Consider the following 18582-nt stretch of genomic DNA (forward strand, 5'->3'; position numbering starts at 1 on the left):
CCGAGACTCGGCCCCGCGGACACTCTCACGTCGATGCTGGCACGAAAGTGTCCGCCCGGCCGAGTCTCGGTGCGCGTCCCGATCCGGCGCGGACGACCCGGCACTACGATCGAGTCTCGTGGTCGGATTCGGAAGCGCGCTCGCGAACCTGCGGAACGCCCTCGGCCGACCCGAGGCCCACGTCGAGGTGGTCGACGGCGAGACCGTCCCCACCGGCATGCTGCTCGGCACGCTGGGCGCCCTCCTCCTCGACGCCGGCAGCTCGGTGACCGACGTCCGTTCGGCGCTCGAGAAGGCCCGCGACGCCGCCGGGGTCGGGCCGACGCTCGCCGTCGGGGTCCTCCCCGCCCTCGTCATGGTGAGCGAGGTCGCCACCGGCGCCGCCACCATCGTCAACGCCGAGGGCGTCGAGCTCTCGAGCCGCCAGGCCGCCCGGGCGAACCGGCTCGTCCTCGGCCTCGAGAGCGGCTCGATCGCCCTCGCCGAGATCCCCGCACGCGTTCGTGCGATCCGCGCCGGGACCATCCCACCGCCGGCACTGCCGTGGATCCTCGGCAACGCCCTGACCTCGGCCGGACTCGCGGTCGTGTTCCGCTGCCCGTGGTGGGCGATCCTCGTGGCACTGGCCGTCGGAGCACTCGTCGGCGTGATCGGGCTCGTGCTCCGTCGCTTCCGCGAGGCCGTGGCGATCATCCCGTTCCTCGCGGCCTTCGTGTCCACGACCATCGTCGGGCTCGTCGCCGCCGGCACCGGGTTCGACCACGTCCCGCTCTTCGCCGTGTGCGCCCCCGTGGCCGTGTTCGTGCCCGGAGCCCTCATCACCAACGCCCTGCTCGAGCTCACCGCGGCCGACATCGTGACCGGGTCCTCGCGGCTCGTGCAGGGGCTCATCATGCTCGGGTTCATGGCGGCGGGCATCGCGTCGGGGAGCGCGCTGACCGGGCTGCACGTCGACCCGTCCTCGGCGGCGCTCGTCGGCGAGGTCGCCGGCGTCGGCACGGACCGCGGCGGGTGGGAGGCCGTGCCGTCCTACTGGGTGTCGTGGGTGGCGGTGGTCGGACTGGCCGTCGGCCTCGGCCTGGTCTTCCGGTCGGGGTGGCGGCTCACGCTCGTGTCCGTCGCGGTCATGGTCACGGCCTACGCGCTGGTGAGCGGGACGACGCCGTTGTGGGGGAGCGTCGTCGCCACCGGTGCGACCGCCGCGCTGCTGTTCGTCGCGACGCGGTTGCTGGAGCGACTGGTGCCGGCGATCCCGGCGACGGTCTCGTTCTTTCCGGCGTTCCTGCTGCTCGTGCCGGGGACGGTCGGGCTTGTCGCTGTCGCCACGTTCGACCCGGAGGCGCTGGCGAACCCGCTCGCGACGTTCGTCAGTCTCTGCATCGGCACGAAGATCGGCGGCCTGCTGCCGGGGCTGTTCGCGCGGAACGCGCCGCACCGCGGGGTCGACGCGACCCAGTAGACGCGCGCAGCGCGGAGAGCGCGGCAGTCGCCGTGGACGCGACCCACTGCGGGACTGGAGGCGCGGTGCCGGCCCGCACCGCGCCTCCAGGCCGTCACGGCGCGAGCAGGCGCCCCGCAGCCTGGTCGTCCACAGCCGTCGCCTTCGCGAGGTAGTGCACCTTCTTGCCCGTGGCGTTGTACGGCAGCTCAGTGACGAACCGGTAGAGCCGCGGCCGCTTGTAGCGGGCGAGGCCGGGGTGCGACGCCGTCCACTCCTCGAGTGCGGCGGCGGCTTCGACGTCGTCCTCCGGCAGCCGTCCGGGCGCACGGACGACGTACGCCGTCACGACCTCGCCCCAGCGCTCGTCGGGGACGCCGACCACGATCGCGTCGGCGACGCCCGGGTGCTCCTGCAGTGCGGCCTCGACCTGCACGGGGTGGACGTTCTCGCCACCGGAGATGATCATGTCGTCCTTGCGCCCGACGATCGTCACGCGCTCGTGCTCGTCCCACGTGGCGAGGTCGCCCGGGTAGAACCAGCCGTTCGCGAACTTCTCGGCCTCGAGCCCGGGGTTGCGGTACGAGTAGCCGGACTTCACGGTGCGGACCGCGAACTCGCCGATCTCCGAACCGTCCTTCGGCACGGTGTCGCTCGGGTCGGCGAGGCGGTCCTCGTAGACGCGGACCACGGCGACGTCGTCGTCGGTCGAGGCTCGGCCGGTCGACCCGGCACCGTCGGGGAAGTCCTCGGGGCGGAGGAAGGTGTTCCAGAAGGTCTCGGTCGTGCCGTAGCCGTTGAAGATGCGGGGCGACAGGAGCTCCTGGTACCGGAGCGCCGCGGCCCGGTCGAGCGGTGCGCCCATCGTCACGATGCCGTTGAGGGAGGACAGGTCGCGGGGCCGCTGCTCCTGGGCGTTCGCGAGCTGCACGAGGTTCGGCGGGGCGCCGATGAGGAACGTCAGCTGCTCGGACTCGACCAGGTCGAGCACGCGGTCGGCGTCGAAGTGTCGCAGCGTGGTGAGTTCGGCGCCGACGTAGAACACCGGGTTCGGGCCACCGGAGTACAGACCGCCGCGGTGGAAGAGCGGCGACATGTTGAGGGTCTTGTCGAACGGGCTCAGCGGGAAGTGCATGATCACGTCGTGGGCGCTGAGGACCTCGACGAGGCTCGGCAGCGGCACGGGCTTCGGCCGCCCGGTCGTGCCGCTCGTGTACAGACGCGTCGTCTCGTCGTAGGTGCTGCGGGGCTCGGACGCGGCGAGCTCGTCGGCGTTGACGGGGTCGCTGGTGAGGAGCGCGGCGAAGTCGACGTCGCCGGGTCGGGGTCCGTCGCCGACCACGACGACGTGCTCGGGCGTGTGGTCGGAGCTGGCGAGCGCGGCCGTGATGTCGGTCGAGCGGGCGGCGTCGTGGACGAGGACCACGGGGGCGGAGTCCTCGATGATGAACGCGACCTCGTCCGACGCGAGTCGGAAGTTGGTGGGGGAGAACACCGCGCCGATGCGGTGGGCCGCGAGGTACAGGATCGCGAACTCGGGGGAGTTGAACAGCTCGACCATGACCACGGAGCCGCGACCGACCCCGTGGCGCGCGAGCCACCCGGCGACGCGGTCGACGTCGGCGCCGAGCTCGGCGTACGTCCACGAGCGTTCGGTGTCGGGATCGCGGAGCGCCGGTCGGCCGGCGAAGCGGTGGGTGTTCCGGGCGAAGCCGTTGGCGTACGTGTAGCTGTGCTCGAAGACGTCGCGGAAGCGGGTCGGGTCGTAGTCGGATCGGGTCTCGGTCATCGTCGCTCCCAGCAGCGGTCGTGGTGCTGCACGCACCGTCCGTGGTACGGCGCGCTCCGTTCGCGATGTCGCACGCACCGTTCGTCAGCGTATCCGTGATGCGAGCCTCCGCGGCAGCTCGATCCGGGCCCTGACGGTGCCACGCTCAGGCGCGCTGGTCGACCCGGGCCACCCGCTGCCAGCACCAGACGGCGACGGCTCCCGCGGCGCAGACCGCAGCGACGACCACCAGCGCGACGGGGGAGACGTGCGTCCCGGCGGACCCGGAGTACACGGCGGCGGCCAACGCGACGGCGACCGCGGCGATGGCTGCGTAGCGACCACGGGACCGCGCGAGCAGGGACTGCCCGGCGGACCCGGCCACCGGCAGCAGCGTCACGACGACGGCGCCGAGGCCGCCGACGCACAGGGTGATCGCGAACTCGGACACGAACGACACCCAGAAGCCGGACCCCGGCGTGACGGAGTGCAGGACCCAGCCGGCCGCCGCCACGACGAGCAGCGCGATCGACCGCCAGGTGGCGCTGCGGGCGCCGGCAGCGATCGAGGAGCCGAGCCGGAGCGCCCGGGTGTCGAGGTCCGGTCGGCCGATCGGCACGAGGACGGCACCCACGATCACGGCGGGTGAGAGCTCGAAGGTCCGGGTGACGCCGCAGGCCACGAGCGCGGCGAGCACCAGCCAGGGGGAAACCCGGAACCCGATGGTGCTGCGGTCGGTGCCGGCTGCCCAGCGGGTGGCGAGGACGATCGTCGTCGTGAGGACGGCCGCGCCGAGCAGGACCGCGATCGCCAGGCGGACGTAGCGGGCCTCGAGGGAGATGCCGACGCCCAGGAGGGTGCACAGTCCGACGACCAGCACCGCGACGGTGATCGAGGCCCAGGTCGGGAGCACGTCCTCGCCGCGGCGTCGCTCGTCACTGGGGCGGTTGCGACCGAGGAGTCCGGCGAACGGCGAACGGATCCGGCCCCGGGCGACGCCGGCGACGAGTGCGAGCGGACCCGCGATGAGCACGAGGAACCCGGCGGCGACGGCCGTGGCGACGAGGACGGTGCGCCACGAGAACGCCGCCTGGATGGTCGGCACGGTGGTGTCGTACGCGGTGGAGGCGGTCCAGTCGCCGGCGGGGCCGGACCAGTCCAGCCCGCGGCCGTGCCCGCCCGTGGTGCTGCCGGACGCGCTGCCGCTACCGGCACCGGTGCTGCCGCCGACGCCTCCGTCGGAACCGGAACCGGAACCCGGACCGGAACCCGGACCGGTGCCGGGGCCGGAGGAGCCGCCGGTCGCGGTGCCGTGGCCGGTCGGGCCCGTCGCCGTGCCGGTGCTGCCCGTCCCGGTGCCAGGGGTCCCGGACGGCGAGCCGCTGCCGGTCGACCCGTCACCCGGCGCGCCCGGTGCCACGGACGCACGGGAGACGACGATCCGGACGGCCGTCGAGGTCGGCGAGAAGTTGCCGGCGGCGTCGTGCTGCGTCGCCGTCACCGCCCGGGTGCCGGCGCCCAGCGTCGAGCCGGCCGTGGTGCAGGACCACCGGCCGGAGGCGGGCACCTCGGTCCGGCACACGGGCGCACGGTCGACGTACACGGTGAGCACGGCGCCCGCCTCGCCCGTCCCGCTGACGGTCAGGGGCTGGACGCGCACGCGGTCGCCGGACCCGGGCGCGGTGATGCGCGGTGCCGTCGGTGCGGTCCGGTCGAGCGTCACGGTCACCGGGGTCGACGCGGCGCTCCGCAGGTCGGACCGGTACCCGTCGGCCGTGCTCGCGGTCTGCGTGGCGGTGACGGAGAGCCGTGCGTCGCCGCCCGGGGTGCCGCCGCGGAGGGACACCGTCCACCGGCCGTCGGCACCGACCGTGGCGGTCCGGTCCACCGACGACCCGGACACCGAGAGCGTGACGGTCGATCCGGCGTGCCCGGTGCCGGTCACCGGACCGTTCGTGGGCCGTGCGGTGGTGACGACCGGCGGGACGATGACGTCGGACGCCGGGGTGCGCGCCGAGCCGAGCCCGGGGAAGCTCTGGTCCGCCACGGTGAAGACCTGCTGCGGTCCGCTCCGGACGGTCGCGAGGCAGGACCAGGCACCGTCGTCGTGGACGGTCGCGGTGCACCCGGTCGACGCCGGACCGGTGACCCGCAGGGCGTGCCCGGGGGTGCCCCCGCCGTTGAAGCGCACGGTCCCGCTGGTGATGTCGCCGGGGTCGTCGATCGACGGGCGCACCGGGGGCCGGCTCGGCGACGTGGTCGGGGGTGCCGGGGTCAGGTGGTCCTGGGGCGCTGGCGTGGGGGTGGGTGTCGTGCCCGGATCGGGGTCCGCCCCAGCGGCAGCAGCGGAGGACGTCACGGCTGCGGACGTGACGGCGGTGGCCGGTGCCACGGCGAGGGCGAGCAGGCCCACGACGAGGGCGGCCCCCGCGGCGACGGCCAGCGTGATCCGGGTTCGGCGAACGGGGCCGTCGCCCCCGACAGCCCGGTCGTCCACGTTCTCCCCGCGCGCGTTCATCCGAGTCCATCCCACGTGATCGAGCCGCTCGGGTCAATACGTCGATCGGATGATGTCCGTGGACCGGGCGACACGCCGAGCAGCCCGAGCGCGCGGTGTGTGCGACTCGGGAATCGCCCGTGAACCGGCGTCGTGGACGAGAGGGCACCCCACTGGTCGGTACAATCATCCTCGGCCGTGACGCCGGCCCGACGGCCCCGTCACACCGCGATCCCGACGCGCAAAGGAGTACGCCCGCATGGACACCGGACTCATCACGACGCTGATCGTCGTCGGGGTGGTGGTGGTCCTCCTCGTCGTCGTGGGGATCTACCTGTGGGTCACGTACAACTCGCTCGTCACGCTGAAGGTCCGCGTCGACGAGGCGTGGAGTGACATCTCCGTGCAGCTCAAGCGCCGCGCCGACCTCATCCCGACGATCGTCGAGACGGTGAAGGGCTACGCCACGCACGAGAAGTCCGTGTTCGAGGCCGTGACGAAGGCCCGTGCCGAGACGCTCAGCGCCGGGGACGCCTCGAGCGCCTCCACGGCAGAGGGGCACATGCAGAAGGCGCTGAAGAGCGTGTTCGCGGTGGCCGAGGGGTACCCGCAGCTGCAGTCCAGCCAGAACTTCCTGCAGCTGCAGTCCGAACTCGTCGACACCGAGGACAAGATCCAGTCCGCCCGTCGCTTCTACAACGGGGGCGTCCGCGAGCTGAACACCAAGATCCGGGTCTTCCCGAACTCGTCGTTCGCGAAGAGCCGTGGCTTCACCGAGGCGTCGTTCTTCGAGACCGCCGAGCCCGCGGCGATCGCCGAACCGCCGCGCGTCCAGTTCTGACCCGCCGGGCGACGGCTGCGGCGTGTACAGCGCGATCGCGCGGAACAAGCGCAACACGGTCCTCATCGTCCTGGTCTTCCTGCTGATCATCGGGGCGCTCGGGTTCCTCGGCGGTTACCTCGCCGGCAATGTGTCGATCGGCGTCATCGTCCTCGTGGTCGCCCTCGGGTACGCGCTCGTGCAGTACTTCGCCGCTGGTCGCCAGGCCACCGCGATCGCGGGCGGCATCGAGATCGACCGGAACACCGAGCCACGACTCTGGCGCACGGTCGAGAACCTCGCGATCGCCACCGGGATGCCGATGCCGCGCGTCTTCGTGATCGAGGACCCGTCGCCGAACGCCTTCGCCACCGGCCGTGACCCCGACCACGCGATCGTCGCCGCGACGACCGGGCTGCTGGCGATCATGGACGACCAGGAGCTCCAGGGCGTCATGGCCCACGAGCTCGGGCACGTCCGGAACTACGACATCCGCGTCTCCACGATGGTGTTCGGGCTCGTGGTCGCGGTCGGTCTCATCGCCGACGTGCTCCTCCGCATCTCGATCTTCAGCGGGCTCGCCGGCGGTCGGAACCGGAACAACGACAACGGCGGCAACAACCCGATCCTGCTCATCGCCGGCCTCGTCGCGGTCATCGTGGCACCGATCGCCGCGGCGGGCGTGCAGGCCGCGGTGTCACGGCAGCGGGAGTACCTGGCGGACGCGACCGGGGCGATGACCACCCGCCACCCCGAGGGGCTCGCCCGTGCGCTCGAGAAGCTCGGCGCGTACGGCCGGCCGATGCAGACGCAGAACTCGTCGATGGCGCACCTCTGGATCGCCGACCCGATGCGGCCCGGCCTGATGGACCGGCTGTTCTCGACGCACCCGCCGCTGCCTGACCGGATCGCGCGGTTGCGCGGGAGTCTCGACCGGTTCTGACCCCACGGCGGGTGCCGGCGACCGGGGCGGCCCAGGAGGCGCGGGTCGGCCCCGCCCCGTACCACCGGCCCGTCAGACGGCCGGTTCCAGCGCCACGCTCGCGTCCGCGTCGTCGGCAGCGACGTGCGGCACCAGCCGGACGCCGAGCGCCCCTGCGACAGCAGCCGCGGCGGTTCCGCGATCGGTGACCTCGACCCCGTCGAGCCCCTGCCACGCTGCCGTCCGTCGGAGGGTCTCGGCGAGCCGCCCGGCATCGAGCCGCTCGCCCGGTTCTTCCCACGCCGTCCGCACGCGCAGGACCCCGCGCTGCCGGTCGCTCTTGAGGTCGACCCGCCCGACGAGCCGGTCGTCCTGCAGGACGGGCAGGACGTAGTAGCCGAAGACCCGCTTCGGTGCCGGCGTGTAGATCTCGATCCGGTAGTGGAACCCGTACATCCGCTCGGCCCGCCGCCGGAACCACACGACCGGGTCGAACGGACTGAGCACGGCGTCGGCCGTCACGTGCCGCGGGACCCGGGCGTCGGCGTGCATCCAGGCGCGCTCGCCCCAGGAGTCGACCCGCACCGGCACGAGCTCCCCGGCGGCGACGAGTTCGGCGATCGCCGCGGCGGTGTCGTCGGAACGGAGCCGGTAGTAGTCGGCGATGTCCGCGCGGGTGCCGACGCCGAGCGCCCGGGTGGCTCGACGGACCAGTTCGAGGACGGCCGCCGGGCGTGACGGCGCGTGGTCGAGCGTGCCGGCAGGCAGGACCTGCTCGGGGAGCGCGTAGACCCGCTCGAAGCCGGACCGTCCGGCGCTCACGACGTCGCCCCAGCGGAACATCTGCTCGAGCCCGAGCTTCACGTCGCTCCAGCCCCACCACGGCCCGCGGCGGACGTTCGACTCGTGCTCGACCGCGCTCGCCGGCATCGGCCCCTCGGCCGCGAGCAGCGCCCGGAGCTCGCGCCGGACCCCCTCGGTCCGCCGGACCCCGTCGACCCGGTTCGGCCACGAGTCTCGCTCGCGCAGCGCGTCCATCCGCCACCGGAAGAGGGGGAGGTCGGTGCGGTCGACGAAGGCGGCCTCGTGCGCCCAGTACTCGGCGTAGGGACCGCGCTTCGACATCGTCAGACGGTCGAGCGTGGACCGGTCGTAGGCGCCGAGCCGGGCGAAGAGGGGCAGGTAGTGGCTGCGCTCGAAGACGTTCACGGAGTCGATCTGCAGCAGGCCGAGGCGCGCGAACCCCGCGTTCAGCGCCCGGGTCGACACGGCGTCGGCAGGTGGCTGGCCGAAGCCCTGGGCAGCCAGTGCGACGCGGCGGGCCTCGGCAGCGGAGAGCGTGGTCCTGACCATGTCCGAAGGCTACCGATCGCCGCCGACACCCCGGGTCCGGTGACGTATGCCGTATCTGGTACCTGTCGGGCCGCACATCGGTACACTCGCGGTCATGGCATGGGGCAGAACGCAGCAACCGACGCATCCGGACCCCGTGGTCGAGGAGTCCGTCCCGACCGGCATGCGGATCGCCGGCGCGTGGTCGTGGCGGATCCTGGTCGTCATCGGGGTGATCGCGGTCTTCATCTGGCTGATGACGATCTTCAGCCAGATCCTCATCCCGTTCCTCGTCGGCATCGTCGTCTCGGCGTTGCTCGTGCCGATCTCGAACTGGATGCAGCGCCACCACGTGCCGAAGTGGCTCGCGGTCGTCATCAGCCTGCTCGGCGGACTCGCGGCGATCGGCGCGCTGGTGTGGCTCGTCGTCGACCAGATCATCGCGTCCTACCCCTCGCTCCGTGACCGCACGGTCGACCAGTACGCGAACATCAAGGACCTCGTCCTGAACTCCGGACTCGGCATCACGCAGAGCGACGTCAACGGCTGGCTCGACGACGGCACGAAGTGGCTGCAGGACAACAGCGCCTCGATCCTCTCCGGGGTCGCGAGCGCCGGCTCCGGTGCCACGCACGTGTTCGAGGCGCTCTTCATCATCCTGTTCACCACGATCTTCCTGCTCATCGACGGCAAGAACGTGTGGCGGTGGGCCGTGCGGCTCTTCCCGAAGAAGGCCCGTGCGACCGTCGACGGCGCCGGTGTCGCGGGGTGGATCACCCTGACGAGCTTCATCCGCGTCCAGATCTTCGTCGCGTTCGTGGACGCCGTCGGCATCGGGCTCGGCGCCTTCATCGTCGGGCTGTTCTTCGGCGGCATGCCGCTGGTGATCCCGATCGCGGCGTTCGTCTTCCTCGGTGCCTTCATCCCCGTCGTCGGTGCGATCGTGACCGGGTTCCTGGCCGTCTTCGTCGCGCTCATCTTCAACGGCCCGCTCGCGGCCGTCCTCGTCCTCGCGGTCGTGCTGCTCGTGCAGCAGATCGAGGGACACATCCTCCAGCCGCTCGTCATGGGCAACGCGGTGAAGGTCCACCCGCTCGCGGTGGTCCTCGGCGTCACGGCGGCCTCCGGGCTCGCGGGCATCGCCGGTGCCTTCTTCGCGGTGCCGCTGATCGCCACCGTGAACACCATGGTGATGACGATCGCGAGCGGCCGTTGGCGCGGTCTCGACTCGGAGCACGTGCTCGAGGCCACCCCGAAGCGCGGCCAGCACGGGCAGCTCCAGCTCCGGCGGGGCCGCCGCCACAAGATCGGCGACCCGGTGCCCGCACCCGGCAGCAAGCCGGAGCCGACGGCGGCTGAGGGCACTGCCAGCACCAACTGACGTCACGGGTTCGTCAGGAGTGCCGCGAGCGACGATGATGGACCCGTGACCGACACCACCACGCCGCTGATCCCCACGCTCGACGACATCGAGAAGGCACGTGTGACGATCGCCGGGGTCGCCCGTGTCACCCCGATGGAGACCTCGCAGTTCCTCGCCGAGGTCCTCGGGTCGCCGGTGCACCTCAAGTGCGAGAACCTGCAGCGCACCGGTGCGTACAAGGTCCGCGGTGCGTACAACCGCCTGTCGACCCTCACCCCGGAGCAGCGGGCTGCGGGCGTCGTCGCCGCCAGCGCCGGCAACCACGCGCAGGGGGTCGCCCTCGCCGCGCGCGAGCTCGGCATCCCCGCGACGATCTTCACGCCGGTCGGCGTCGCCCTGCCGAAGCTCCAGGCCACGCGGCACTACGGCGCCGAGGTCGTCCTGCGCGGGCACTCGGTGGAAGAGGCACTGAGCGCGGCCAAGGACTTCGCGACACGGACCGGAGCGGTCTTCATCCCGCCGTTCGACCACCCCGCGGTCATCGCCGGCCAGGGCACGCTCGGGCTCGAGATCCTCGACCAGGTGCCCGACGCCGACACGGTCATCGTGCCGATCGGCGGCGGCGGCGTCATCGCCGGCATCGCCCTCGCCGTCAAGGGCGTCGCCGAGCGCCTCGGACGCACCATCCGGGTCATCGGGGTGCAGGCCGAGAACGCCGCCGCCTACCCGAGCTCGCTCGAGGCCGGCGAACCCGTCACCGTCACCACGAAGCCGACGATCGCGGACGGCATCGCCGTCGCACGACCCGGTGACCTGAACTTCCCGATCATCCGCGACCTCGTCGACGACATCGTCACCGTGTCCGACGACGACGTCGCCCGGTCGCTCCTGGTGCTGCTCGAACGCGCCAAGCTCGTCGTCGAGCCAGCCGGGGCCGTCGGCGTCGCGGCGATCATGTCCGGCGCCGTCCGCGACACCGGTCGCACCGTCGTCCTGCTCAGCGGCGGCAACATCGACCCGCTCATGATGGAGCGCGTGATCACCCGAGGCCTCGTCGCGGCGTCGCGCTACATCGGCATCCGCATCATGCTGCCGGACCGCCCCGGTCAGCTCGCCCGCGTCTCGCAGGTCATCTCGGACGCCGGCGCGAACGTCGTCGAGGTGCTCCACACCCGGCACGGCCAGGGGCTCGTCATCAACGAGGTCGCGCTCGACCTGTCGATCGAGGCACGGGGCCCCGAGCACGCGCAGGAGGTCATCCACCGCCTGCACGAGGTGGGCTTCCAGCCGGAGCTGCTCGAGCACTGAGACGGGCGCTGAACCGAGCCGGAGACGGACAGGAGGCGCGGTGCCAGCCGGCACCGCGCCTCCTGTCCGTCAAAGGGTCGCGTCTACGGCTCGTAGCGCTCGACCTTCGTCACCTCGACGGCGATCTCCTTGCCGTTGGGTGCGGTGTACGTGGTCTTCTCGCCGGCGCGCAGGCCGACGATGGCCGCGCCGACCGGGCTGACCGGGCTGTAGACGGTGAGGTCCGAGCCCTCGCCGACGATCTCGCGGTTGCCGACCAGGAAGGTCGACTCGTCGCCGGCGATGACGGCGGTCACCACGGTGCCGGGTTCGACCGTGCCGTCGAAGTCCGCCTCGCCGACGGTGGCGTGCTTGAGGAGCTCGGTGAGCTGACGGATGCGGGCCTCGATCTTGCCCTGCTCGTCCTTGGCGGCGTGGTAGCCGCCGTTCTCCTTGAGGTCGCCCTCTTCACGCGCCGCCTCGATGCGGTCCGCGATCTCCTTGCGGCCTTCGCCGGAGAGCTGCGCGAGCTCGGCCGAGAGACGGTCGTGCGCTTCCTGGGTCAGCCACGTGACCTGGGTGTCGTTGCTCATGGTGGTTCCCTTCAGCAAAGAACAAGACCGGCCGGTGTGGCCGGTCTTGTCCGCGAATCACAGCAGTCTAGGGAACCCAGCAGTCGTGGATCAAGCCGGTCACGCCCCGTGACACGGTGTTCACAGGGGTGCTGATGCTGCGCACGCGCTGATCGGACGCCGGCACCCGGATCTCGCGCCAGCCGACGATCGTGTACGACTTGTCGAGGACCTGGACGGCGCACTTCGCGACCGTGCCCGGGTCGACGGAGATCTGCGTGTGCACGACCACCTGGTGGTCGGAGACGACCTGGTACCCGACGTCGTCGGTGTCGAGGCCGTGGCTGGTCTGCCCGGGACCGGCCCAGACCACCCAGACGATGAACACCAGGGCGACGGCCGCGGCGGCGACGATCCCGATCAGCCGCGTGCGACGAGCGCGTCCGGGGGTGCGGCCGTAGCGGTCGTCCAGCGTCGCGGTGGTGCTGGCGGACGGCTGAGGTGCCGGTTGGTGCTGCGGTTCGGACAGTTCGGGGCTCCCGGGGTGATTATCCTGATCCCAGGGTAGTTCACGTAACACTGTGTGCTGCCACGCGATCAGTGAGGAAGACCAGTGCCGTACCGCTTGATGGCCGTCCACGCCCATCCCGACGACGAGTCGAGCAAGGGAGCGGCGACCGCGGCGAAGTACGCGGCCGAGGGCAACGAGGTCCTCGTGGTCTCCTGCACGGGCGGTGAGGCGGGGGACATCCTCAACGACCAGCTCGGCGAGCCCGCCACGAGCCGGGCGGACCGCGACATGGCCGGGTACCGCCGCACCGAGATGGCCGCGGCCCAGGCGGCGCTCGGCATCGACCACCTGTGGCTCGGGTACCACGACTCCGGCCTGCCCGACGCCGACAAGGGCGAGACGGTCCGCCCCGGCACCTTCTCGACGGTGCCGCTCGAGTACTCGACCGAGACCCTCGTGCGGGTCATCCGGCGCTTCCGCCCGCACGTGCTCGTCACCTACGACGAGAACGGCGGCTACCCGCACCCGGACCACATCCGGACGCACGAGGTCTCGGTGGCCGCCTGGCGCGACGCCGCGGACCCCGAGAAGTACCCCGATGCCGGGCCCGCGTGGTCCGTCGCGAAGCTCTACTACGAGCGCACCATGAACCCCCGGCGCTTCCGGACGGTCTTCGAGGCCCTGCAGGAACGCGACCCGGACAGCCCGGCGGTCGAGCAGCTGCGCGAGTGGGTCGAACGGTTCGCCGACCGCCCCGACCTCGCCACGACCCACGTCGACGTGCACGAGTACTTCGACGCGCGTGACGCGGCGCTCCGGGCCCACGCGAGCCAGGTGCCGCCGGACAGCGCCTTCTTCTACTGGCCGAACGACCTCCTCGCGACGGTGTGGCCGACCGAGGACTACCAGCTCGTCGAGGCCCGCGTGCCGACCGAGCTCCCCGAGTCCGACCTGTTCGCGGGGATCCCTGCCGACAAGGACACCACTGCGTGAGCACCCTCCACGCGGCACTCGCCGCGACCCCCAGCCCGAGCCCGACCTCGAGCGTCCCGGACGTCGACGTGACGCCCGGCGTCGCGGGCTTCATCGCGATCGCGGTCGTGGCCATCGTGACGATCCTGCTCGTGATCGACATGACCCGGCGCATCCGGCGGACGCGCTACCGGGCGGAGATCCGGGAGCGGCTCGAGGCCGAGGCGAACGGCACCGCGGGTGGCGAGCGTGACGGCATCGACCGTGACGGCATCGATCGCGACGGCGTCGCGACGGACGAGCCGGAGCGGCGTGCGGCCGAGGGCGGCCGGGCCGACGTCGGGGACGACACCGAGCGCGGCTGACGCCACGGGCGCGGCTGACGCCACGGGCGCGGCTGACGCGATCGGCGCGGTGGACCCGCGTGTGTACGGGACGGGAGGCACGGTGCGGGCCCGACCCGCGCCTCCCGTCCGACGAACCGTCGCGGTCAGCGCACCGGGTCCAGCGCCACGATGAGGACACCCGCCCACTGGGCGGCGAACGCGACGACCGTGAGGGCGTGGAAGACCTCGTGGAAGCCGAACACCGTCGGCGACGGGTTCGGCCGCTTGAAGCCGTACACGAGCGCACCGAGGATGTAGGCCACGCCGCCGGAGAGCACGAGGACCGTCATCGGGACGCTCGCGGCGAAGAACTGCGGCAGCAACCCGAGCGCCGCGCAGCCGAGCACGAGGTAGATCGGCACGTAGAGCCACCGGGGCGCCCCGATCCAGAGGACCCGGAAGGCGATGCCGAGCGCCGCGCCGGACCACATCACCCAGAGCACCACGACCATCAGGGTGTGCGGCAGGGCGCAGATCGCCACGGGTGTGTAGGTGCCGGCGATGAGCAGCAGGATGTTCGTGTGGTCGATCCGCTTGAGCACCGCCTTGACCGTCGGGCCCCAGGGGAACCGGTGGTAGGTCGCCGAGACGCCGAACATCGCGAGCGACGTCGCCATGAACACGGCGCTGCCGACCTTCGCCGCGGGTGAGCCCGCGAGGACGATGAGCACGATGCCCATCGCGATGGCGAACGGGAAGGCTCCGAGGTGGATCCAACCGCGCCACGCGGGTCGGGCTTCGGACGCGCTGGCGGTCGTCCGTGCGGCGGTCGCGGTGCTCGCGGCCTCGTCGGTGAAGGGGACGTGGGGGAGGGTCCCGGTGTCGTGCTCGGCCTGCATGGTCCGACCGTAGGGGCCGATGCCGAACGAACGCCGAACACGGGTGGACGGCCCGGGGAACGCGGCTCGCTCCGAGGCGCCGTGCACTATGTTCGTTCCGTGACCGGCAGGGTGGGATGGGCAGGACGAGGGATCCTCTACCGCGCCTACCAGAGCCGGATCCGCCGGCAGATCGACGGCTCGGCGATGCCGAAGCACGTCGCCATGATCGTGGACGGCAACCGTCGCTGGGCGAAGCAGCTCGGCCTCGAGTCCGCCGCGCACGGGCACCGCGCGGGCGCCGCGAAGATCCCGGAGTTCCTCACGTGGTGCGACGAACTCGGCATCGAGGTCGTGACGCTCTACCTGCTGTCGTCCGACAACCTCAAGGGGCGTGGCGGCGACGAGCTCGAGCAGCTCGTCGGCATCATCGCCGACCTCGCGGGGACCCTGGCCGACCACCGGGACTGGCGGGTCCAGCACGTCGGCTCGAACGAGGGCCTGCCCGAACCCCTCGTCGCCGCGCTCTCCGCCGCCGAGCAACGCACGGCGGAGCACACCGGGCTGCACGTGAACCTCGCGGTCGGTTACGGCGGCCGGCGGGAGATCGCGGACGCCATGCGCAGCATCGTGCAGGCGCACGGCGAGGGCGGCGGCACGCTCGACACCCTGGCCGAGGTCCTCACGCCCGAGCTCATCGGCGACCACCTCTACACCCAGGGGCAGCCGGACCCCGACCTGGTCATCCGGACGTCGGGCGAGCAGCGGTTGTCGGACTTCATGCTGTGGCAGAGCGCGCACAGCGAGTTCTACTTCGTCGAGGCGCTCTACCCGGACCTGCGCGAGGTCGACTTCCTGCGCGCCGTCCGCGACTTCGGGTTGCGGTCCCGCCGCTACGGCGGCTGACGACCGCCGTTCCCCGCACTGCGGCGGCTGTCGGCCGTTCATCCCAGTAGACTCACAGGGTTTTCGTCCCACGGAAGGTTGCCCCTGTGAACATCGCCGAGTACGCCTCAGGCTTCGCCGAGGAGCCCGGCTACCTCGACCACGCCGCGTTCGGTCCCGTCCAGACCGCGGTCCTCGAGGAGCAGCGCGTGCTCGGGACGATCCAGGAGCACATGCGCTTCGGCGCCATGGAGACGCTCGACGAGCAGGACGCCCGGGTCCGCACCGTCGCCGCACGGCTCGTCGGCCGGCGCGAGGACCAGGTCGTCTCGCAGACCGCCACGACGCCCGGGCTCCTGCACACCGCGTTCGGGCTCACCGGCGGCGTGCTCGTCTCCGCCGACGAGTACCCCTCGCTGCCGCTGGCCCTCGCGAGTGCTGCCTCGGCCACGGGCGGTCGCGTGCAGCCCGTCGTGATCGAGTCCGGCGCCGGGTGGATGACGCCGTCGCTCATCGAGTCGCGCCTGTCCGACGACGTCACCGCGGTCGCCGTCTCGCTCGTCGACTGGCAGACCGGCTACCTCGCCGACCTCGCCGCCATCCGCGAGGTCATCGGCGACCGCCTCCTCATCGTCGACGCCATCCAGGGCTTCGGCGTGGTCGACGCCCCGTACGAGCTCGCCGACGTCGTCGCGACCGGCGGCCAGAAGTGGTTGCACGCCGGGTGGGGGACCGGGTTCACCGCGTTCAGCGACCGTGCCCTGAACCGCCTCCGGCCCGCACTGTCCGGCCCGCACGGCACGACCGGCTGGCCGACCGAGGTCCCGTCGGTCCGTCCGGGTGCCGCCGGCTTCCAGATGACCCGCACCGACCCGGTGTCGCAGGCGCGCCTGGCGGTGTCGCTCGACCGGCTCACGGCCGTCGGCGTCGCCGCCGTGCAGGAGCGGGTCACCGACCGGGTCGAGCGGGTGTTCGACATCGCCGACGAGTTCGGCCTCTCCGTCGAGTCCAGCCGCGATCCACGGGAGCGCGCCGGGATCGTGGTGCTCCGACCGCCGCAGGGACGGCTCACCGCGCTGTCCGCGGCGTTCCACAACCACGGCGTGACGGTCACGACGCGGCTCGGGGTCGCGCGGGTGTCGGTGTTCGCGTCCACCACGGACGAGACGCTCGACATGTTCCGCGACGCCTGCCTGTCGTACGCCACGATGCAGTAGCGGCCGCGTTGTTCACGTGACCGTAACTCGGGGAACCGCGTGTCGCTGGTGCCGTGTCGGGGGTCGGACGTAGCTTGTCCCCATCGGGCACCGCGCCCGATCGAAGCGGCCACAGTCGGTGCTTCGCAGACCCGCTCCACGGCCGCGTTCGAGGACATGGACCGGGCCGAGCGCGGCCCGGGGATGGAGTGGTCGTGACCTCTCAGAACGTCTCTCGCGGAACACAGCAGCACGCCGCGGACTCGTCCACATCGGTCGCCCAGCGCACGTACGTGCTCGACACCTCGGTGCTCCTCAGCGATCCGCGGGCACTGTTCCGCTTCGCGGAGCACGCGGTGGTCCTGCCCGTCGTGGTCGTCAGCGAACTGGAGTCCAAGCGCAACGACCCGGAGATCGGGTACTTCGCCCGGCAGGCACTCCGGCTCCTCGACGAGCTCCGGATCGAGCACGAGCGGCTCGACTTCCCGATCGCGATCGGCGACGGCGGCTCGTTCCGGGTCGAGCTGAACCACTCGAACCAGTCCGTCCTCCCGTCCGGGCTGCAGCTGGGCGACAACGACTCGCGGATCCTCGCGGTCGCCTCGAACCTCAAGAACGACGGACTCGACGTGGTCGTCGTGTCGAAAGACCTGCCGCTGCGCGTCAAGGCGTCCTCGATCGGCATGGCGGCCGAGGAGTACCGCGCCGAGCTCGCGGTCGACTCCGGGTACACGGGCATCGCCGACCTGCAGGTGTCCGGCGAGCAGATGTCCGACCTCTACGAGAAGGAGGAGATCCGCTCGTCGCAGCTCGACGGCGTCCCGGTCAACACCGGCGTCGTCATCCACTCCGAGCGCGGCTCAGCCCTCGGCCGGGTGCACACCGCCGGCGCGGTGGCGCTGGTGCGTGGCGACCGCGAGGTCTTCGGCCTCCGCGGGCGCTCCGCCGAACAGCGACTCGCGATCGACGCGCTGCTCGACCCGGAGATCGGCATCGTCTCCCTCGGCGGCAGCGCCGGCACGGGCAAGTCGGCGCTCGCGCTCTGCGCCGGTCTCGAGGCCGTCCTCGAACGACAGCAGCACAAGAAGATCATGGTGTTCCGCCCGCTCTACGCCGTGGGCGGCCAGGAGCTCGGGTACCTGCCGGGCGACGCGTCCGAGAAGATGAACCCGTGGGCACAGGCGGTGTACGACACGCTCGGCGCCCTGGTCTCCGACAACGTCCTCGACGAGGTCGTCGAGCGGGGCATGCTCGAGGTGCTCCCGCTGACGCACATCCGCGGGCGCTCCCTGCACGACGCGTTCGTGATCGTGGACGAGGCGCAGTCCCTCGAGCGGAACGTGCTGCTCACGATGCTGTCCCGCATCGGGCAGAACTCGCGGGTGGTCCTCACGCACGACGTGGCGCAGCGCGACAACCTGCGGGTCGGTCGGCACGACGGGGTCGCCTCGGTGATCGAGCGGCTCAAGGGACACCCGCTGTTCGCGCACGTGACGCTGACTCGCTCGGAGCGGTCCGCGATCGCGGCGCTGGTGACGGAGATGCTCGACTCGCCCGACCTGGTCTAGCCGCGGCGCGCGGCACGCGCCGGCCGAGACTCGGCCCAGCGGACAGTTTCGCGGCATCTCGGCCACGAAACTGTCCGCGGACGCGAGTCTCGGCTGTCGGACGACCGCACTGACGGACAGGAGGCGCGGGGGCCCCCGGCCCCCCCCCCCCCGCGGGGGGGGGGGGGGGGGGACCCGGTACCCGTGAACGCCGCGTAGACGAAGCGGTGCGCCGGGGCCCCCGCCTCCAAACCCGGGCCCGCGGACA

Annotated in this window: 16 protein-coding genes; 10 read left to right on the forward strand and 6 right to left on the reverse strand. The window is 72.0% G+C overall.

Annotation, left to right across the window (positions count from 1 at the left end; all coding sequences use genetic code 11):
• Nucleotides 1-118 precede the first annotated feature (118 nt).
• Entirely contained in the window at nucleotides 119-1459 is a 1341-nt protein-coding gene (locus J2X60_RS12645) for a threonine/serine exporter family protein (protein ID WP_309887915.1), read from the forward strand.
• Nucleotides 1460-1553: 94 nt separating this feature from the next.
• On the opposite strand, the gene J2X60_RS12650 is transcribed toward J2X60_RS12645, so the two are convergent.
• Both J2X60_RS12650 and J2X60_RS12655 read right to left on the reverse strand, forming a co-directional pair.
• Nucleotides 1554-3227, reverse strand: coding sequence for a class I adenylate-forming enzyme family protein (locus J2X60_RS12650; protein ID WP_309887917.1), 1674 nt, complete (start codon nucleotides 3225-3227; stop codon nucleotides 1554-1556).
• Between the two features lie 145 nt (nucleotides 3228-3372).
• Nucleotides 3373-5724, reverse strand: a complete 2352-nt coding sequence (locus J2X60_RS12655) for an Ig-like domain-containing protein (protein WP_309887919.1) — start codon at nucleotides 5722-5724, stop codon at nucleotides 3373-3375.
• Nucleotides 5725-5962: 238 nt separating this feature from the next.
• Between J2X60_RS12655 and J2X60_RS12660 the strand changes: the two genes are divergently transcribed.
• On the forward strand, nucleotides 5963-6544 hold the full coding sequence (locus J2X60_RS12660) for a LemA family protein (protein WP_070416768.1): 582 nt from the start codon (nucleotides 5963-5965) through the stop codon (nucleotides 6542-6544).
• A gap of 22 nt (nucleotides 6545-6566) precedes the next feature.
• Nucleotides 6567-7466 carry a M48 family metalloprotease gene (locus tag J2X60_RS12665; protein WP_071302385.1) on the forward strand — a complete coding sequence of 300 codons (900 nt, stop codon included), beginning with the start codon at nucleotides 6567-6569 and terminating at the stop codon, nucleotides 7464-7466.
• A gap of 72 nt (nucleotides 7467-7538) precedes the next feature.
• On the opposite strand, the gene J2X60_RS12670 is transcribed toward J2X60_RS12665, so the two are convergent.
• Nucleotides 7539-8798, reverse strand: a complete 1260-nt coding sequence (locus J2X60_RS12670) for a DNA glycosylase AlkZ-like family protein (protein ID WP_309887923.1) — start codon at nucleotides 8796-8798, stop codon at nucleotides 7539-7541.
• Between the two features lie 94 nt (nucleotides 8799-8892).
• On the opposite strand from J2X60_RS12670, the gene J2X60_RS12675 reads away from it, so the two are divergent.
• Both J2X60_RS12675 and ilvA read left to right on the forward strand, forming a co-directional pair.
• Entirely contained in the window at nucleotides 8893-10158 is a 1266-nt protein-coding gene (locus J2X60_RS12675; protein WP_309778855.1) for an AI-2E family transporter, read from the forward strand.
• A 45-nt stretch (nucleotides 10159-10203) separates the two neighbouring features.
• Nucleotides 10204-11448 (forward strand): threonine ammonia-lyase, encoded by a 1245-nt coding sequence (ilvA, locus tag J2X60_RS12680; protein ID WP_309887926.1) that lies wholly within the window; start codon nucleotides 10204-10206, stop codon nucleotides 11446-11448.
• Nucleotides 11449-11531: 83 nt separating this feature from the next.
• On the opposite strand, the gene greA is transcribed toward ilvA, so the two are convergent.
• Nucleotides 11532-12020, reverse strand: coding sequence for a transcription elongation factor GreA (greA, locus tag J2X60_RS12685; RefSeq protein ID WP_305740419.1), 489 nt, complete (start codon nucleotides 12018-12020; stop codon nucleotides 11532-11534).
• Between the two features lie 67 nt (nucleotides 12021-12087).
• On the reverse strand, nucleotides 12088-12645 hold the full coding sequence (locus J2X60_RS12690; RefSeq protein ID WP_309887928.1) for a DUF4307 domain-containing protein: 558 nt from the start codon (nucleotides 12643-12645) through the stop codon (nucleotides 12088-12090).
• Here J2X60_RS12690 and mca point away from each other — a divergent pair.
• A complete protein-coding gene (gene mca / locus J2X60_RS12695; RefSeq protein WP_309778857.1) occupies nucleotides 12613-13503 on the forward strand; it encodes a mycothiol conjugate amidase Mca in 891 nt (296 codons plus the stop codon). The genes J2X60_RS12690 and mca overlap by 33 nt on opposite strands.
• The gene (locus J2X60_RS12700; RefSeq protein WP_309778858.1) at nucleotides 13500-13847 is read left to right on the forward strand and encodes a hypothetical protein; all 348 of its coding nucleotides are present in this window, start codon (nucleotides 13500-13502) and stop codon (nucleotides 13845-13847) included. The genes mca and J2X60_RS12700 overlap by 4 nt, the downstream gene beginning before the upstream one ends.
• 125 nt (nucleotides 13848-13972) lie before the next feature.
• Here J2X60_RS12700 and J2X60_RS12705 read toward each other — a convergent pair whose 3' ends face one another.
• Nucleotides 13973-14707 carry a hemolysin III family protein gene (locus J2X60_RS12705; protein ID WP_309887930.1) on the reverse strand — a complete coding sequence of 245 codons (735 nt, stop codon included), beginning with the start codon at nucleotides 14705-14707 and terminating at the stop codon, nucleotides 13973-13975.
• A gap of 99 nt (nucleotides 14708-14806) precedes the next feature.
• Here J2X60_RS12705 and J2X60_RS12710 point away from each other — a divergent pair, with 99 nt between their 5' ends.
• The 3 genes from J2X60_RS12710 to J2X60_RS12720 all read left to right on the forward strand — a co-directional run bounded on the left by J2X60_RS12710 (nucleotide 14807) and on the right by J2X60_RS12720 (nucleotide 18335).
• On the forward strand, nucleotides 14807-15592 hold the full coding sequence (locus tag J2X60_RS12710; protein WP_309778860.1) for an isoprenyl transferase: 786 nt from the start codon (nucleotides 14807-14809) through the stop codon (nucleotides 15590-15592).
• An 86-nt stretch (nucleotides 15593-15678) separates the two neighbouring features.
• The gene (locus J2X60_RS12715; RefSeq protein WP_071294707.1) at nucleotides 15679-16788 is read left to right on the forward strand and encodes an aminotransferase class V-fold PLP-dependent enzyme; all 1110 of its coding nucleotides are present in this window, start codon (nucleotides 15679-15681) and stop codon (nucleotides 16786-16788) included.
• A 188-nt stretch (nucleotides 16789-16976) separates the two neighbouring features.
• Nucleotides 16977-18335 carry a PhoH family protein gene (locus tag J2X60_RS12720; protein WP_309887933.1) on the forward strand — a complete coding sequence of 453 codons (1359 nt, stop codon included), beginning with the start codon at nucleotides 16977-16979 and terminating at the stop codon, nucleotides 18333-18335.
• Nucleotides 18336-18582 lie beyond the last annotated feature (247 nt).

This window comes from Curtobacterium sp. 320 (assembly GCF_031455235.1).
Classification (GTDB): Bacteria; Actinomycetota; Actinomycetes; order Actinomycetales; family Microbacteriaceae; genus Curtobacterium.

Bases quoted from the DNA above. Each gene is read 5' to 3' on its own strand.
- J2X60_RS12675 (WP_309778855.1), top strand. From the start codon at position 8,893: ATGGCATGGGGCAGAACGCAGCAACCGACGCATCCGGACCCCGTGGTC.
- J2X60_RS12655 (WP_309887919.1), bottom strand. From the start codon at position 5,724: ATGAACGCGCGCGGGGAGAACGTGGACGACCGGGCTGTCGGGGGCGAC.
- J2X60_RS12690 (WP_309887928.1), bottom strand. From the start codon at position 12,645: ATGGGCGTGGACGGCCATCAAGCGGTACGGCACTGGTCTTCCTCACTG.
- J2X60_RS12660 (WP_070416768.1), top strand. From the start codon at position 5,963: ATGGACACCGGACTCATCACGACGCTGATCGTCGTCGGGGTGGTGGTG.
- J2X60_RS12650 (WP_309887917.1), bottom strand. From the start codon at position 3,227: ATGACCGAGACCCGATCCGACTACGACCCGACCCGCTTCCGCGACGTC.
- J2X60_RS12705 (WP_309887930.1), bottom strand. From the start codon at position 14,707: ATGCAGGCCGAGCACGACACCGGGACCCTCCCCCACGTCCCCTTCACC.
- greA (WP_305740419.1), bottom strand. From the start codon at position 12,020: ATGAGCAACGACACCCAGGTCACGTGGCTGACCCAGGAAGCGCACGAC.
- J2X60_RS12670 (WP_309887923.1), bottom strand. From the start codon at position 8,798: ATGGTCAGGACCACGCTCTCCGCTGCCGAGGCCCGCCGCGTCGCACTG.